The sequence below is a fragment of the Mycobacterium sp. 1245499.0 genome, assembly GCF_001673615.1.
Taxonomy (GTDB): Bacteria; Actinomycetota; Actinomycetes; order Mycobacteriales; family Mycobacteriaceae; genus Mycobacterium; species Mycobacterium europaeum_A.
The window spans coordinates 1-15633 of the sequence record NZ_LZMG01000191.1 but is presented as its reverse complement, the minus strand read 5'-3'; the positions used below and the strand labels follow the sequence as shown (position 1 = coordinate 15633).

Sequence of the window (15633 nt, the reverse complement as noted above, 5' to 3'; positions counted from 1 at the left end):
TTTCACCCCGGGTTGTTTCGCAGGCAGCGTATCCTTGCTAACTTATACAGCGTATCAATCGTATTGCCTACTGTATGGGTAACCGTATCGGCGGAGAAAGGCCGGATTCGACGGTGAGTCAGGGGGCCGACACGGCCGGTGCCGAGGGTTCGGTGACAGTGCACCGCGAGGGTGCGGTGTTACTGGTGACGCTCGATCGCCCATCGCGGCGTAACTCGTTGACGCAGTTGATGATCGGGGCTTTAGTCGAAGCCCTGACCGATGCCGCTTCCGACGATTCGCTGCGGGCCGTGCACATCCGGGGAGCCGGCGGTGACTTCTGCGCCGGCGCCGACTGGGTCGCCGCCAACGACCCCGGCGCCCCGCGTCCCCGCACCGGTGATCTGGTGCGGCGGATTCCCCACGCCGCTCACCGCGTGATCGAGCTCGTCGCGTCCATCCAGCTGCCGGTGGTGTGCAGCGTGCGGGGCTGGGCGGTGGGATTCGGCTGCAACCTCGCGCTGGCCGCCGACTTCACCGTGGCCGCCGACGATGCCGTGTTCTGGGAGCCCTTCATCGACCGGGGGTTCAGCCCGGATTCGGGCTCCACCTGGCTGCTGCCGCGGCTGATCGGCCTGGCGCGGGCCCGGCGAATGCTGCTGCTGGGCGAGAAGGTGGGCGCGCCGGATGCGGCCGACTGGGGATTGATTCACCAAGCCGTCAGCGGCCCCGAGCTCGACCGCGCCGCCGAAGAGTTGGTGGGCCGACTGGCCGCCGGGCCGACGGCCGCGCTCGGACTGGCCAAACAGGCTATCAATTTCGGCCAGCAGGCAACGCTGAGCCAGTCGCTGACCCAGGAGTTGTTCAACCTGGAATTATCTTGCCGAACAAGCGATTTCAAGGAGGGCCTGGAGGCCTTCCGGCAGCGACGGGATCCGGATTTTCGTGGACGCTAGTTCGGGGGCGTCGAGTGTGGGCCGTACGCACGGGAACTGCCTCGAATTCGTCCATATGCCCCACGCTCGACGTGCAAAACAACACGAAGGGATGACCCATGCCCACTGATTCGTTCGACACCATCAAATACGAAGTCGATGGGCACACCGCGACGATCACCCTGAACCGCCCGGACGCCCTCAATGCGCTCAGCCCGCACATGATCACCGAGCTGCGGGCCGCCTACGACGAGGCCGAAAACGACGACGCTGTCTGGTTGACCATCGTCACCGGCACCGGCCGCGCGTTCTGCACCGGTGCTGACGTCAAGGAGATTCCCGAAGACGGCAAGGTGATCTACGAGCGGCCCTACCTGTCGACATACGACCAGTGGGAGGCGCCGCAGGAGGGCACCCCGCCGTTTCGCACCATGGCCAAGCCGGTGCTCACCGCCGTGAACGGGATCTGCTGTGGCGCCGGCATGGATTGGGTCACCACGACCGACATCGTCATCGCGTCCGAGCAGGCCACCTTCTTCGATCCGCACGTCAGCATCGGGTTGGTGGCCGGCCGGGAATTGGTGCGGGTGTCTCGGGTGTTGCCTCGCTCGATCGCGCTGCGAATGGCCCTGATGGGCAAGCACGAGCGGATGAGCGCGCAACGCGCCTACGAGCTTGGGTTGATCAGCGAGATCGTGGAACATGACCGCCTGCTGGAGCGCGCCCACGAGATCGCCGACATCGTCAATTCCAATGCACCGCTGGCCGTCCGGGGCACCCGGCTCGCGATTCTCAAGGGACTCAACGTGCCCCTGCACGAGGCGGAGATACTCGCCGAGACCTTCCGCGAGCGGGTGCTGCGCACCGAGGACGCGGCCGAAGGACCCCGGGCCTTCGTCGAGAAGCGCAAGCCGAATTGGCAGTGCCGATGACGTTCGAAACCATTCTGTTCGAGGTCGACACGCGCGACCACGTCGCCACCATCACACTGAATCGCCCCGAACAGCTCAACGCGTTCAACCGCACCATGTGCGAGGAGATGGCCCGCGCGTGGCGCACCGTCAAACTCGACGATTCGGTGCATGCGGTCGTGTTGCGCGCCGCCGGCGACCGGGCGTTCAGCGCCGGGCTGGACATCAAGACGCCATACGGTCAGCCCGAAAACATCTGGAACCACGAGGATCCCGGCGAAGCGCTGAGTCCCAAGTGGCAGAAGATGTGGAAGCCCGTGGTATGTGCGGTCCAGGGCATATGCACCGCGGGCGCGTTCTACTTCGTCAACGAATCCGACGTGGTGATCTGCTCCGAGAACGCCACCTTCTTCGACTCTCACGTGTCGGCGGGCCTGGTGTGCGCTTTGGAGCCGATCGGCCTGATGCGCCGCATCGGCCTGGGTGAAACGTTGCGAATAGCATTGATGGGCAACGACGAACGGGTCGGCGCCGAGACCGCGCTGCGGATCGGGCTGGTCTCCGAGGTCGTCGCCGCCGACCAGCTTTGGGACCGCGCCCACCAGATCGCGGCGACCATCGCCGCCAAGCCGCCGACCGCGACAGCCGGCACGGTGAAGGCGATCTGGGAATCGCTGGACAAGCCGTACCGCGCGGCGATGGAGCAGAACCTGATCTATACCCGGCTGGGAAACCCGTTGGGCACCGCGGAGCTGGCCGCTGGAAACGATTCCGGGGCGCCGAGCGCGGCCCGCACCCCGAAGATTCGCTGATGTCGCCTCACCCGCTGGCCCAACGCATCGCCGACGTGCTCGACCTGCAACCGGACTCGCGCGCCATCGAGTATGGCGGCCAATGGATCTCCTGGGCACGAGTCGGGGCGCTGGCGCGGCGTATCGCCGCGATTACCGGCGGGGCCGAAGTCGGGATGCTGTTGCGCAACCGCCCGGGGCACGTGGCCGCCTTTCTGGGCGTGCTGCTGGGCGGCGGAACGGTCGTGGTCATCAACCCTGCCCGAGGTGACGAACGCACCAGGGCCGACATCGCGGGCCTGCGGCTTCCCGTGATCGTCGGCGAGGCAAACGATCTGAGGGCCCTGGTGCCCGCGGGCACGCCGACGGTCGCGATTTCGGGCGGGTTGGACGACGCCGACGTCACCGCGCCGCGCGTCGACCGCCCCGGCCGGCGGTCCGGCACCGCCGTGCGCATGCTGACCAGCGGCACTACCGGGCCGCCCAAGCGTATCGACCTGGGCTACGACATGCTGGCGCGCAGCGTGATCGGTCCGGATCCCGAACATGCGGTCTCGCCCGCAGAGCTGCGCCGCGGCGTCGCGATCGTGAACTCGCCGCTGGTGCACATCGGCGGGGTGTTCCGGGTGCTGCAATGCATCGCCGAGGCGCGGCCGTTCGTGCTGCTGGAACGATTCGAGCTGAACGCCTGGGCCGAGGCGGTGCGCAAGCACCGGCCCCGCGCGGCGTCCCTGGTGCCGGCGGCGCTGCGCACGGTCTTGCACTCCGATATCCCGCGTGCCGACCTGGCGAGTCTGCGGGCCGTTACCTGCGGCACGGCCCCGTTGTCGGCCGAGGACGCCGATGCCTTCACCGAGAAGTATGGCGTTCCGGTGTTGACCTCTTATGCGGCAACCGAATTCGGTGGCGGGGTGGCGGGCTGGACCCTGCCCGACCATCAGCGGTACTGGAAGACCAAACGGGGCAGCGTCGGCCGGGCCAACCCCGGTGCCCGGCTGCGGGTGGTCACCGAGGACGGAACACCGCTGGGCCCGGACGAGGTCGGCCTGCTGGAGGTCAAACCGGGCCAGCTGGGGCCGACCGCACCGTGGATGCGGACCACCGATCTGGCGCGCATCGACGCCGACGGGTTCTTGTGGATCGTCGGCCGTGCCGACCAGGCGATCATCCGCGGTGGTTTCAAGGTGATGCCCGACGACGTCCGCGCCGCGCTGGAGAGCCACCCCGCGGTGGCCGGCGCGGCCGTGATCGCCCGCCCCGACGAGCGGCTGGGCGAGACGCCGGTCGCCGTGGTAGAGCTGCGCGAGGGGGCATCGGCCGACGCCGAAGCCCTGGTCGAGTATCTGCGAGAGCGTTTGGCGCGCTACGAGATTCCGACCGAAATCGCGATCGTCGACAGCATCCCCCGAACACCGTCGGGCAAGGCCGATCTCGGCGCCATCCGGGGCGTCTTCGGCGAGGCCGCAGCGCAGCGCGACCATGCCCGTTGAGCCTTCGACGGTCGCCCAGGTGCTGCGGCATCAGGTCGGCCGGCGCGGCGATCACCCCCTGCTGGTGTGTGACGGTGACCGCATCAGCTACGCCGAGGCCGAGCGCCGGTCGGCGGAGCTGGCCCGCGGCCTGATCGCGCTGGGCGCCGGCAAGGGCACCCATGTGGGGCTGCTCTATCCGAACGGAGCCGAGTTCGTCGTCGGGATGCTGGCAGCGGCGCGCATCGGTGCGGTGGTGATCCCGTTCTCCACCTTCGTCACCGCACGCGAGCTGCGCGAGCAGCTCGTCGACAGCGATGTGGAAATCTTGTTGACCGCGGCGCGCTTTCGCTCGCATGACTACGTGCAACGACTCTCCGAGCTTCTGTCGGGCGCCGATCTCGATTCCCGATTGTTCTGTGCCGCAGCACCGCAGCTGCGTCGCGTCGCGGTCACCCACCAGAAGGTGTGCGGGTTAGCCGATTCCGTCGACCCCGCGCTGCTGACGGCGCTGGAGGACGACGTCGCGCAGTGCGACGCGCTGACGATCGTGTACACCTCGGGCTCCACCAGCGCCCCGAAGGGGGTCGTGCACACCCACGGCGCCCTGCTGGCGCACCAACGGAATCTCAACCTGATCCGTGGTTTGACGGTCGACGACAAACTGTTCTGCAATTCGCCGTTCTTCTGGATCGGTGGACTCGCCTTCGGCCTCCTTGCCACGCTGGTGGCCGGGTCCACCTTGGTGTGTTCTAACGCCACCGATGCCGGGGAGACGCTCGACCTGCTGGAAGCCGAAAAGCCCACCATGACCAATGGATTCGCGGCCGGGATCGCCCACCTCGCGGAACACCCGAGCTTCCCGCACCGCGACCTGTCGTCGATGCGGCGGGGCAATCTGTACCCGATCATGGCTCCCGACGCCCGCCCGGCCGACCCGCAGTTGCGGCACAACATGCTGGGCATGACCGAGGCCGGCAGCGTCGTGCTGATCGGCGATGACGAATCCGACCAGCCCGAGCACCGGCGCGGCTCATTCGGCAGGCCGGCACCCGGCTTTGAGATCAAGGTCGTCGATCCCGACACCACGGCCGATGTCGTCGCGGGCGAAGTCGGCGAGCTGTGCCTGCGCGGGCCGCACCTGATGCAGGGCTACCACAAGCGCAGCCGCGAAGAATGTTTCGATCCCGACGGCTGGTTCCACACCGGCGACCTGGTGCGCGTCGACGCGGACGGATTCGTCTATTTTGCCGGCCGGCTCGGCGCGATGATCAAAACGGCGGGCGCCAATGTCTCGGCGGCCGAAGTGGAGAAGGCCATTGGCAGGGTCACCGGCGGAGCGCCGGCTTACGTGTTCGGCCTGCCCGACGCCCGGCGCGGGCAGGTCGTCGCCGCGGTGGTCGTCCGGGCCGACGGTCCAGCGGGGTTCGACGAAGCCGCCCTGGTTTCGCTGCTCGAAACGGAACTGTCCGCCTACAAGATTCCCAAGCGGTTCGTCGCCCTCCGCGGCGACGACGTTCCGGTGCTGTCCAGCGGCAAGGTCGACATGCGACGTCTCAGGGAGCTGTTCGGTGTCTAGCACCATTGACCGGCTGGTGCGGCTTCGGGCCGACCGCGATGGCGACAAGCCGATGGTCATCGACCCCACCTCCCGGCTGACCTACCGCGAACTCGACCTGGCCACCCGCGATTTGGCCGCGACGTTCGTCGAGGCCGGCATGGCCAAGGGCACCCGGGTGGGGCTCATCATGCCCAATAGCACCCGGTGGGTACGGGTCGCCGTCGCGCTTACCCGCGTCGGCGCGGTCCTGGTCCCGCTGAGCACCCTGCTGACGGCCGGAGAGCTCGCCGCCCAGCTGCGGGCGGCCTCCGTGCAATTCTTGATCAGCGTCGAGGAGTTCCGCGGCCACCGCTACCTCGATGACCTTCCGACGGCGGGGCGATCCGAATTGCCGGCGTTGCACCAGGTTTGGTCGGCCGACCAAGTCGATGGCGCGTCCGCGAGTGCGGGTGCCCGCAACATCGTGGATGCCATGACGGCAACGGTCGCCCCGGCCGACCCGCTGGTCATCATGTTCACCTCCGGCAGCAGCGGGGCGCCCAAGGGCGTCATCCACTCGCACGGCAATGCGCTGGGCGCCGTGCAGGCCGGCCTTGCGGCGCGCTGCATCACCGCCGAGACCCGCCTGTATCTGCCGATGCCCTTCTTCTGGGTGGGCGGTTTCGGCAGCGGAATACTGTCCGCGCTGTTGGCCGGCGCCACCCTGGTGACCGAGGAGATACCGCGGCCGGAAACCACCCTGCGATTGTTGGAAGACGAACGGGTCACGCTGTTTCGGGGCTGGCCGGACCAGGCCGAGACGTTGGCACGGCACGCCGCAAAGGCCGGTGCCGACCTCTCGGCCTTACAGGCGGGAAGCCTGCAGGCCCTGCTGCCGCCCGGGCAACGCGCCCAGCCCGGGGCGCGCGCGACGCTGTTCGGCATGACCGAGGCCTTCGGGCCGTACTGCGGTTATCCCGCCGACACGGACATGCCCGCGTCCGCTTGGGGTAGCTGCGGAAAGCCGTTCGAGGGCATCGAGGTTCGCATCGTCGACACCGACAGCGGCGCGCCGGTGGCGGCCGGCGTCACCGGAATGATTCACATCCGCGGACCGCACACGCTGCGCGGCATCTGCGGGCGCACCCGGGAGGACCTGTTCACCGCCGACGGCTTCTACCCCACCGGCGACCTCGGGCACCTCGACGAAGACGGATTCCTCTTCTATCACGGGCGATCCGACGACATGTTCAAAGTCAGCGGCGCGACCGTCTACCCCAGCGAGGTCGAACGGGCGCTGCGCAGGATCGACGGCGTCGACAACGCCGTCGTCACCAACGTGCCGGGCGGCTCGGGTGAACGGGTCGGCGCGGCGGTCGTGGGCGCACTGACCGCCGAGCAGCTGCGCGCCTGCGCACGAACGGTGTTGAGCGCCTTCAAGGTTCCAACGGTGTGGTTACTGCTGGACTCCGACGACGACCTGCCGCGCGGCGGTACCGGCAAGGTCGACGTCCGCCGGCTGCGCAAGATGTTGGCCGAAGCGGACCGGTCCTAGGGCACCCGCGTCCACGGTTGGCAGTTCTGCGACTCGAACGCCTTGATCGTGGTGTTGATGTTCGCAAACATCGGACCGACGGACATGTTCGTCTGCACCACATGGTCCTTGTTCGCGTCGGGCGTGCTGTAGGTGAACCACGCGCACATCGAGTCCTGAGTCGGCACATTGTTGATCCACACCCCGAAGGTCGATGCCGAACCGGCCGTTCGGTACAGCCCCGGTGCAATATCGGGGCCGACGACGAAGACACCATTGCCGGGGATCGGGTCCACCGGGTCGGCGACGACCCTCGGCGCGACGGCAATCGCCGTCACGGTCGCGACGAGTAGGGCCGATGCGCGAAGCGTTGCGGGCATCTTCGTTTCTCCGTCCGTGGCCCACCCTGCTGGCAGCGTATGCCCCAACCTCGCTGCGCGACAAGAGATGGCGGCGACTAGGTCAGGCCATTCTCGTCGGCGACCACCCCGCGGGCCACCAGATGGTCGATCAACGGAACCGCGCCGGCCGCAAGGTGTTCCGACATCGCCACGCGGGCGAGCTTGTCGTCGCGTTTCTTCAGCGCGGACAGGATCCGCCGATGGTCCTGCATCGATTGCTCCGGCCAGCCCTCGATGGCGGGAAACACAGACTCGGGGGCGTAGCGGGTGATCTGCGACATCAGCTGGGCGAGCTTGGGCGAGTCCGCCGCGACATTGATGGCGCGGTGAAACTCGTGGTTCAGCCGGACGGTGCGCTCGTGGTCATCACCGGCGTAGGCGTCTTCCAGCTGCGCCTGGATCTCCTTGAGCTCGTGCAGTTGGCTGTCGGTGATGTTGCTCGCCGCCCGCGCGGCCAGTTCGCCCCCGACATGCGCCTGCACGTTCGCCACGTCGGTGACGTCGCGTCCGGTGACCGGCAACACCGCGAAGCCCCGACGGGGCTGCTGGTTGATCAGTCCTTCGGCGCACAGCGCGAACAGCGCCTCGCGCACCGGTGTGACGCTGATACCCAACTCCGCGGCCAATTGGTCCAGCCGGACGTACGACCCGGCGGCGTACGTGCCGTCGAAGATCCGCCCGCGGATGATCCGCGCGACGTCCTCCGAAAGTTGAGGCCGCGCAGCGAAATCCGGAACGCTCATCCGTCTATACCTGATACTCGGCGAGCAGTCGCTTGCTGATGATGTTCTTCTGGATCTCGCTGGTGCCCTCGCCGATCAGCAGGAACGGCGCGTCGCGCATCAGCCGCTCGATCTCGTATTCCTTGGAATATCCGTAGCCGCCGTGGATCCGGAAACTCTGCTGGGTGACCTCGGCGCAATATTCGCTGCACAAATACTTGGCCATCCCCGCGGCGACGTCGTTGCGCTCGCCCGAATCCTTCAGGCGCGCGGCGTTGACCATCATCAGGTGGGCCGCTTCGACCTTGGTCGCCATCTCGGCCAATTGGAACGCGATGCCCTGGTGCTCGGCGATCGGCTTGCCGAAGGTCTCGCGTTGTTGGGCGTAGCGCACCGCGAGCTCGAAGGCGCGAATCCCCACACCGCACGCCCGCGCCGACACGTTGACGCGGCCGACCTCGATGCCGTCCATCATCTGGAAGAAGCCCTGCCCCGTGGTGCCGCCGAGGACGTCGTCAGCTTCGGCCCGGTAGCCGTCGAAGATCATCTCGGTCGTCTCGATACCCTTGTAGCCCAGCTTTTCGATCTTGCCCGGAATATGCAGGCCCGCAACGACTTCGCCGAACCCGACCGGCTTCTCGACGAGGAACGCGGTGAGGTTGCGGTGCGGCTTGTCCGAGCCCTCGTCGGTGCGCACCAGCACCGCCACCAGCGTGGAGGTGGCGCCGTTGGTCAGCCACATTTTTTGGCCGTCGATGGTGTAGGTGCCGTCGTCGTTGCGCCGGGCGCGGGTGCGAATCGCGGCCACGTCAGAACCCAGCTCCGGCTCCGACATCGAGAAGGCGCCGCGGGTCTCGCCGACCGCCATCCGCGGCAGGAACCGCTGCTTTTGTTCGTCGGTGCCGTGCTGGCGCAGCATGTACGCCACGATGAAGTGGGTGTTGAGCACGCCGGACACGCTCATCCAGCCCCGCGCCAGCTCCTCGACGCACAGCGCGTACGTCAGCAGCGACTCCCCCAGCCCGCCATACTCCTGCGGGATCATCAGACCGAACAGGCCCATCTCCCGCATCTGATCGACGATCGCCTGCGGGTAGGTGTCAGCGCGCTCCAGCTCGACCGCGTGCGGAATGACCTCCTTCTCGACGAATTTCCTTACCGTGGCGATGATCTCGGTCTGGAACTCCGTCAACCCGAGGGTCTGGGCCAGTTTGGTCATGTGCTGCGTTCCCTTCCGGCTGCTCAGCAGGCGATGGTCTTGGCGTCCGTCAGGCGCGCGATGTCGGCGGCGCTCAACCCCAGCCGCGCAAGGACGTCGGCGGTGTCTTGTCCCAGCGCCGGCGCCGGCGCGCTGGGCGGATGGCTGCCGTCGAACGCGGCCGGCAGGCCGGGCGCGAAGTAATCGCCGAGACCGGGCTGGTGCAATCGGGAAAACAGCGGATTGGCGGTGACTTTCGGCCCCGCGGCGACCTCGGCGAAGGTGCGGTACCGCTCGAAGAGCACCGTGGTGTCGGCCAGCGCGGCGGTGATCTCGTCGGCGGTGTGATCGCCGAACCACGTGGCGAACAGACTCGACAGCACGTCGCGATAGCGGTAGCGATCGCCTTCTGACCCGAAGTCGGCGCCGAGCGCCTCGGCGAGCGCCGACACCGCGGCGCCGGTGCCCGTCACCGCGAGCAGGTCACGGAAGTGCCGACCGGTCAGCGCGACCACCATGAACCTGGCCCCGTCACTGCTGGTGAAGTCCTGCCCGTACTGACCGTAGATGGCGTTGCCCAGCCGTTCGCGTTGTGTCCCAGTGACTTGCGGCTCGGTCAGCAAGCCCAGGTTGGCCGCGGTGGCCAAAGCGACGTCCTCCAGCGCCAGGCTGATCTGCGCCCCCGCCCCGGACCGCTCGCGGTGGCGGACCGCGGTGACGACGGCCAACGCTGCGTACAGTCCGCAGCACACGTCCCAGGCCGGGAGCACGTGGTTGATCGCGCCGCCATGCTCGGCCGGACCGGTAACGAGCGGATAGCCCAGCCCGGCGTTGACCGTGTAGTCCACCCCGGTGGAACCGTCACCGCGCCCGAGCAACTGCACGTGAATCACGTCGGGGCGCTTGGCCGCCAGCACGCCGTGGCTGAGCCAGGACAAGCCCGCGGCGTTGGTCACCACGACGCCGTCGCCCTCGACGATCAGCCGCTGGACCAGTTCGTGGCCGTCGGGAGACCGCAGGTCGATGGTGGCCGACCGCTTCCCCTTGTTCAGGCCGGTCCAGTAGATCGAGGTGCCGTCCGCCGCCAACGGCCACCGCTGGACGTCGGACGCGCCGCCGATCGGGTCGACTCGAATGACCTCCGCACCAAGCTGATTCAGCGTCATGCCGCACAGTGGCGCGGCGACGAAACTCGACACCTCAACGACGGTGAGACCGTCCAGCGGCAATCCCGGCTCGGTCATGTCGATGCGACCCGCTCGAAGACGGCAGCCAAACCCTGGCCGCCGCCGATGCACATGGTTTCCAGACCATAGCGCGCCTCGCGGCGATCGAGTTCGCGCGCCAAGGTGGCCAGCATCCGCCCGCCCGTCGCGCCGACCGGATGTCCCAGCGAGATGCCCGAACCGTGCACGTTGGTGCGGTCGTGATCGGCGGCGCCGAAGTTCCATTCCCGCATCACCGCAAGCGCCTGCGCGGCGAAGGCCTCGTTCAGCTCGATGAGGTCGATGTCGGATAGCCGCAGGCCCGCCTTGGCCAGCGCCACCTCGGTCGCGGGCACCGGCCCGATGCCCATGACGTGGGGCGCCACCCCGGCCACACCCCACGACACCAGGCGCACCAACGGCTTCAGGCCGTATTCCTCGGCCTTCTCCGGCGTGGTGACCACGCACATCGAGGCCGCGTCGTTCTGCCCGCTGGCGTTGCCGGCGGTGACCGAGGACTCTGGATCCTCTTTCGCCAGAATGGGTTTGAGCTTGCCCAACGACTCGACCGAGGTGTCCGCGCGTGGATGCTCGTCGGTGTCGATGAGCTCGTCGCCACTGCGGGTGCGGACCGCGACCGGCACGATCTCCTCGGCCAGGATGCCGTCTTTCTGCGCGGCGACGGCACGCTGGTGGGATCGCACCGCGAGCTCGTCTTGCTCCTGGCGCGAAATGCCGTACTGGCGGCGCAGGTTCTCGGCCGTCTCCAGCATTCCGCCCGGCACCGGGTAATTGCGGCCACCGGCGGTCGTGCGTCCCCGGGCCAGCCCGTCGTGCACCTGCACACCGGTGCGGGCCCCGCCCCACCGCATGTCCGTGGAGTAGAAGGCCACGTTGCTCATGCTCTCGCAGCCCCCGGCGACCACGAGGTCGTTGTCGCCGGCGCCCACCTGCAGGCACGCCTGGATGACCGCCTGCAGGCCCGAGCCGCACCGCCGGTCGACCTGCATGCCCGGAACCGTCACCGGCAGGCCGGAATCCAGCGCCACCACGCGTCCGATCGCGGGCGCATCGCTGTTGGGATAGCAGTGGCCGAGGATCACGTCCTGCACGGCGTCGGGCGCCAGCCCGGTTCGCTGCAGCAGGCCCTTGAGCGCGGTGACGCCGAGGTCGACGGCGCTGCACGCCTTGAACATTCCGCCGTAGCGGCCGATCGGGGTCCGAACGGGTTCGCAGATGACGGCCTCGCGCACCGCACTCATAGGTGGCGGCCGCCGGTGATTTCCATGACGGTGCCGGTCATGTACGACGACAGGTCGGAGGCGAGGAACAGCGCGACGCTGGCGACCTCACTGGGCTCACCGGCCCGGCCCAACGGCACCTCGGCGACCTTGGAGTCCCAAATGCGCTGTGGCATAGCCTCTGTCATCGCGGAGCGGATCAGGCCGGGGGCGATCGCGTTCACCCGCACGCCGAGGTAGGCCAGCTCTTTGGCGGCGGCCTTGGTCATGCCGACGATGCCGGCCTTGGCCGCCGAGTAGTTGGTCTGGCCGATCATGCCCACCTTGCCGGACACCGACGACATGTTGATGATGGCGCCGCGCTTGTTCTCCCGCATGACGGCCGCGGCCAGCCTGGTGCCGTTCCAGGTGCCCTTCAGATGCACGTTGATGACCTGATCGAACTGCTCCTCGGTCATCTTGCGCATCGTCGCGTCGCGGGTGATGCCGGCGTTGTTGACCATGATGTCCAGGCCGCCGAAGCGCTCGACCGCGGTCTGGATCAGGGTTTCCACGTCGGACGACTGGGTGACATCGCACCGAACCGCCACCGCCACGTCGTCGCCGCCCAATCGCTTGGCCACGACCTGGGTTTCCTCGAGATTGACGTCGCCGAGCACCACTCGCGCGCCCTCGGCGACGAAGCGCTCCGCTATGGCCAGCCCCAGCCCCTGCGCTCCGCCGGTGATTACCGCGGTCTGCCCTGTCAACATCGCCACTGCCGATCACCCATCCTTCACTGTCGTCGCCTCCACCGGGCACGTCTGAGGCAAATATCATATTTGATATAGGATCCTGCTCTGAACCGGGGTGCCCCGGATCCGGAGAGGAGTGTGGAGCCCATGGCCACCGCCGAAGTCGCGGAAGTCTCCGACGAGGACTTCCGCGAGATCCTCGCTCAGACAAGGCAATTCGTCCGCAGCGTGGTCGTCCCGCGCGAGCAGGAGATCCTCGACACCGATCGCGTGCCCGACGACCTGCGCGACGAAGCCAAGAAGATGGGATTGTTCGGCTACGCGATCCCCCAGGAGTGGGGCGGCCTCGGCCTCAACCTGAGGCAGGACGTCGAGCTGGCGATGGAGCTGGGCTACACGTCGCTGGCGCTGCGGTCGATGTTCGGCACCAACAACGGCATCGCCGGACAAGTCCTGGTCGGCTTCGGCACCGACGAACAGAAATCCCGCTGGCTGGAGTCGATCGCGTCCGGCGACGTCGTCGCCTCCTTCGCGCTGACCGAACCGGGCGCCGGATCGAACCCGGCCGGCCTGCGCACCAAAGCCGTTCGCGACGGTGACGATTGGGTGATCTCCGGGCAGAAGCGCTTCATCACCAACGCGCCCGTCGCCGACCTTTTCGTGGTGTTCGCGCGGACCCGGCCGGCCGACGAGAAGGGACCGGGGATCGCGGTCTTTCTGGTGCCGGCGGACGCCGCGGGCGTCGAGGTGGGCGCCAAGGACGCCAAGATGGGCCAGGAAGGAGCCTGGACCGCCGACGTCAACTTCACCGACGTCCGCGTCGGTCCCGACGCACTCGTCGGCGGCAGCGAAGACCACGGCTACCGAGCGGCGATGACCTCGTTGGCCCGCGGCCGGGTGCACATCGCCGCCCTCGCGGTGGGCGCCGCGCAACGCGCGCTCGACGAATCGGTGTCCTACGCCGCCACCGCGACGCAGGGCGGCACGCCGATCGGCAACTTCCAGTTGGTGCAGGGCATGCTTGCCGATCAGCAGACCGGCGTGATGGCCGGGCGTGCCCTGGTGCGCGAGGCCGCCCGGCTGTGGGTCGCCGACGAGGATCGTCGGATCGCGCCCTCGGCCGCCAAGGTCTTTTGCACCGAGATGGCCGGCAACGTCGCCGATCTCGCGGTGCAGATCCACGGCGGCACCGGTTACATGAGAGGCGTCGCCGTCGAACGGATTTACCGCGACGTGCGCCTGTTGCGGCTGTACGAGGGCACCAGCGAGATCCAGCGGTTGATCATCGGATCGAACCTGGTCAAGGCGGCACAACGATGAGAGTGGCTGGACCCAACAGAGGAGAACTATGAGCGGCAAGCTTGCCGGAAAAGTGGCATTCATTACCGGCGCGGCCCGCGGTCAGGGCCGGGCGCATGCGGTGCGCCTGGCGTCCGAAGGCGCCGACATCATCGCCGTCGACATCGCCGGCAAGCTCCCGTCCTGCGTGCCCTACGACCCGGCGACTCCCGACGACCTGAGTGAGACGGTGCGGCTGGTCGAGGCCGCCAACCGCCGGATCATCGCCTCAGTCACCGACACCCGCGACTTCGACGGCCTGCGAAAGGTCGTCGCCGACGGCGTGGCCGAGCTGGGCCGGCTGGACGTCATCGTCGCCAACGCCGGGGTCGCCGCCCCGCAGGCGTGGGATGAGATCACCCCGGAGAACTTCCGCGACGTCATGGACATCAACGTGACCGGCACCTGGAACACCGTGATGGCCGGCGCGGACAAGATCATCGAGGGGGGCCGGGGCGGGTCGATCATCCTGATCAGTTCGGCGGCCGGCATGAAGATGCAGCCGTTCATGATCCACTACACCGCCAGCAAGCATGCCGTCACCGGGCTGGCGCGGGCCTTCGCCGCCGAACTGGGCAAGCATTCGATCCGGGTCAACAGCGTGCACCCGGGACCTGTGAACACCCCCATGGGCTCCGGGGACATGGTCACGGCGGTCGGCAAGACCATGGAGACCAACCCGCAGCTGTCGCACGTCCTCACCCCGTTCCTGCCCGACTGGGTCGCCGAGCCGGAGGAGATCGCCGACACCGTGTGCTGGCTGGCCAGTGACGAATCGCGCAAGGTCACCGCGGCCCAGATCCCGGTGGATCAGGGCTCGACGCAGTACTGACCGCCCCCTGGGCGGATCGGGAATAGCTTCACCGCCCGGGCGTTGGCACTCGGCATGAAAGCCTTCAGCGAATCCGAGCGCCAGGAGTTCCTCGCCGACAAGCATGTGGCCGTGCTGTCCGTCGCCGCCACCGAAGGCCGGCCGCCGGCCAGCGTCCCGATCTGGTACGACTACACCCCCGGGGGAAACATCCGGATCATGACCGGGGCGTCGAGCCGCAAGGCTCGCCTCATCGAGCAGACGGGGGCGGTGACGCTGGTGGCGCAGCGCGAGGAGCCGCCCTACCAGTACGTGGTGGTCGAGGGCTCGATCGTCGAGACCACCAAGCCGGCCCCGCTCGACGTGGCCGAGGCGGTCGCCATCCGTTATCTCGGCGAGGAAGGTGGGCGGGCGTTCGTGCGCAGCATGGAAGGCGTCGAGGAGGTGCTGTTCACCATCCGCCCGGACCGCTGGCTCAGCGCCGACTTCACCGGCGACCTGTAGAGCCGAAAGATATACGCGCATCCGCCGATGTTTTGCGGCATGCGCTCAGCTCATGCTGGCTAACATGAGCGAAGTCGATCCACGTGCGGACGTGCCGCCGTTGGACTGGAGCGAGCTAGGCATGAACGAGCCCTTGCCGACGGGCACGGTGACGTTGCTGCTGGCCGACGTCCAGGGTTCGACGCAACTGTGGGACACCCAGCCGCAGTTGATGTCCGCCGCGATCGCGAAATTGGACCAGACCCTCGCCGAGTTGGTCGGCGCCCATCACGGAATTCGTCCGGTCGAGCAGGGTGAGGGTGACAGCTTCGTCATCGCTT

Annotated in this window: 16 protein-coding genes; 10 read left to right on the top strand and 6 right to left on the bottom strand. The window is 67.9% G+C overall.

The annotated features are described in order from the left end of the window. The first annotated feature begins 113 nt into the window (after positions 1 to 113). The 6 genes from A5646_RS10910 (at position 114) to A5646_RS10885 (ending at position 7180) form a co-directional block, all read left to right on the top strand. Positions 114 to 935 carry an enoyl-CoA hydratase/isomerase family protein gene (locus A5646_RS10910; RefSeq protein ID WP_067021679.1) on the top strand — a complete coding sequence of 274 codons (822 nt, stop codon included), beginning with the start codon at positions 114 to 116 and terminating at the stop codon, positions 933 to 935. Positions 936 to 1033: 98 nt separating this feature from the next. Next, a complete protein-coding gene (locus tag A5646_RS10905) occupies positions 1034 to 1846 on the top strand; it encodes an enoyl-CoA hydratase/isomerase family protein (protein ID WP_066862536.1) in 813 nt (270 codons plus the stop codon). Then, positions 1843 to 2637: an enoyl-CoA hydratase/isomerase family protein gene (locus A5646_RS10900; protein WP_066862539.1), complete on the top strand. Its 795-nt coding sequence runs from the start codon at positions 1843 to 1845 to the stop codon at positions 2635 to 2637. Before A5646_RS10905 ends, A5646_RS10900 begins: the two co-directional genes overlap by 4 nt. After that, on the top strand, positions 2637 to 4106 hold the full coding sequence (locus A5646_RS10895; RefSeq protein WP_067021677.1) for a class I adenylate-forming enzyme family protein: 1470 nt from the start codon (positions 2637 to 2639) through the stop codon (positions 4104 to 4106). The genes A5646_RS10900 and A5646_RS10895 overlap by 1 nt, the downstream gene beginning before the upstream one ends. Then, complete coding sequence (locus A5646_RS10890; RefSeq protein WP_067021675.1) at positions 4096 to 5664, top strand: class I adenylate-forming enzyme family protein; 1569 nt, start codon at positions 4096 to 4098, stop codon at positions 5662 to 5664. Before A5646_RS10895 ends, A5646_RS10890 begins: the two co-directional genes overlap by 11 nt. Continuing rightward, positions 5657 to 7180, top strand: coding sequence for a class I adenylate-forming enzyme family protein (locus tag A5646_RS10885; protein ID WP_067021674.1), 1524 nt, complete (start codon positions 5657 to 5659; stop codon positions 7178 to 7180). The genes A5646_RS10890 and A5646_RS10885 overlap by 8 nt, the downstream gene beginning before the upstream one ends. Here A5646_RS10885 and A5646_RS10880 read toward each other — a convergent pair. From A5646_RS10880 to fabG, 6 genes are all read right to left on the bottom strand, one after another. Beyond that, positions 7177 to 7539, bottom strand: coding sequence for a hypothetical protein (locus A5646_RS10880; protein ID WP_066867303.1), 363 nt, complete (start codon positions 7537 to 7539; stop codon positions 7177 to 7179). The genes A5646_RS10885 and A5646_RS10880 overlap by 4 nt on opposite strands. A gap of 77 nt (positions 7540 to 7616) precedes the next feature. Beyond that, complete coding sequence (locus A5646_RS10875) at positions 7617 to 8303, bottom strand: GntR family transcriptional regulator (RefSeq protein ID WP_067021672.1); 687 nt, start codon at positions 8301 to 8303, stop codon at positions 7617 to 7619. 4 nt (positions 8304 to 8307) lie between these two features. Beyond that, complete coding sequence (locus tag A5646_RS10870) at positions 8308 to 9501, bottom strand: acyl-CoA dehydrogenase family protein (protein WP_066879095.1); 1194 nt, start codon at positions 9499 to 9501, stop codon at positions 8308 to 8310. 23 nt (positions 9502 to 9524) lie between these two features. Continuing rightward, a complete protein-coding gene (locus A5646_RS10865; RefSeq protein ID WP_067021670.1) occupies positions 9525 to 10724 on the bottom strand; it encodes a CoA transferase in 1200 nt (399 codons plus the stop codon). Continuing rightward, a complete protein-coding gene (locus tag A5646_RS10860) occupies positions 10721 to 11947 on the bottom strand; it encodes an acetyl-CoA C-acetyltransferase (protein WP_067021668.1) in 1227 nt (408 codons plus the stop codon). The genes A5646_RS10865 and A5646_RS10860 overlap by 4 nt, the downstream gene beginning before the upstream one ends. Then, a complete protein-coding gene (gene fabG / locus A5646_RS10855) occupies positions 11944 to 12678 on the bottom strand; it encodes a 3-oxoacyl-ACP reductase FabG (RefSeq protein ID WP_066867358.1) in 735 nt (244 codons plus the stop codon). Before fabG ends, A5646_RS10860 begins: the two co-directional genes overlap by 4 nt. Before the next feature lie 129 nt (positions 12679 to 12807). Here fabG and A5646_RS10850 point away from each other — a divergent pair, with 129 nt between their 5' ends. The 4 genes from A5646_RS10850 to A5646_RS10835 all read left to right on the top strand — a co-directional run. Further along, positions 12808 to 13980 carry an acyl-CoA dehydrogenase family protein gene (locus tag A5646_RS10850; protein ID WP_066867313.1) on the top strand — a complete coding sequence of 391 codons (1173 nt, stop codon included), beginning with the start codon at positions 12808 to 12810 and terminating at the stop codon, positions 13978 to 13980. Positions 13981 to 14008: 28 nt separating this feature from the next. Then, positions 14009 to 14830, top strand: a complete 822-nt coding sequence (locus A5646_RS10845) for a mycofactocin-coupled SDR family oxidoreductase (protein ID WP_067021666.1) — start codon at positions 14009 to 14011, stop codon at positions 14828 to 14830. Between the two features lie 54 nt (positions 14831 to 14884). Then, a complete protein-coding gene (locus A5646_RS10840) occupies positions 14885 to 15313 on the top strand; it encodes a pyridoxamine 5'-phosphate oxidase family protein (protein WP_067021665.1) in 429 nt (142 codons plus the stop codon). A gap of 64 nt (positions 15314 to 15377) precedes the next feature. Further along, positions 15378 to 15633: adenylate/guanylate cyclase domain-containing protein (locus A5646_RS10835; RefSeq protein ID WP_231998288.1), on the top strand; the 256-nt coding region annotated here is incomplete at its 3' end.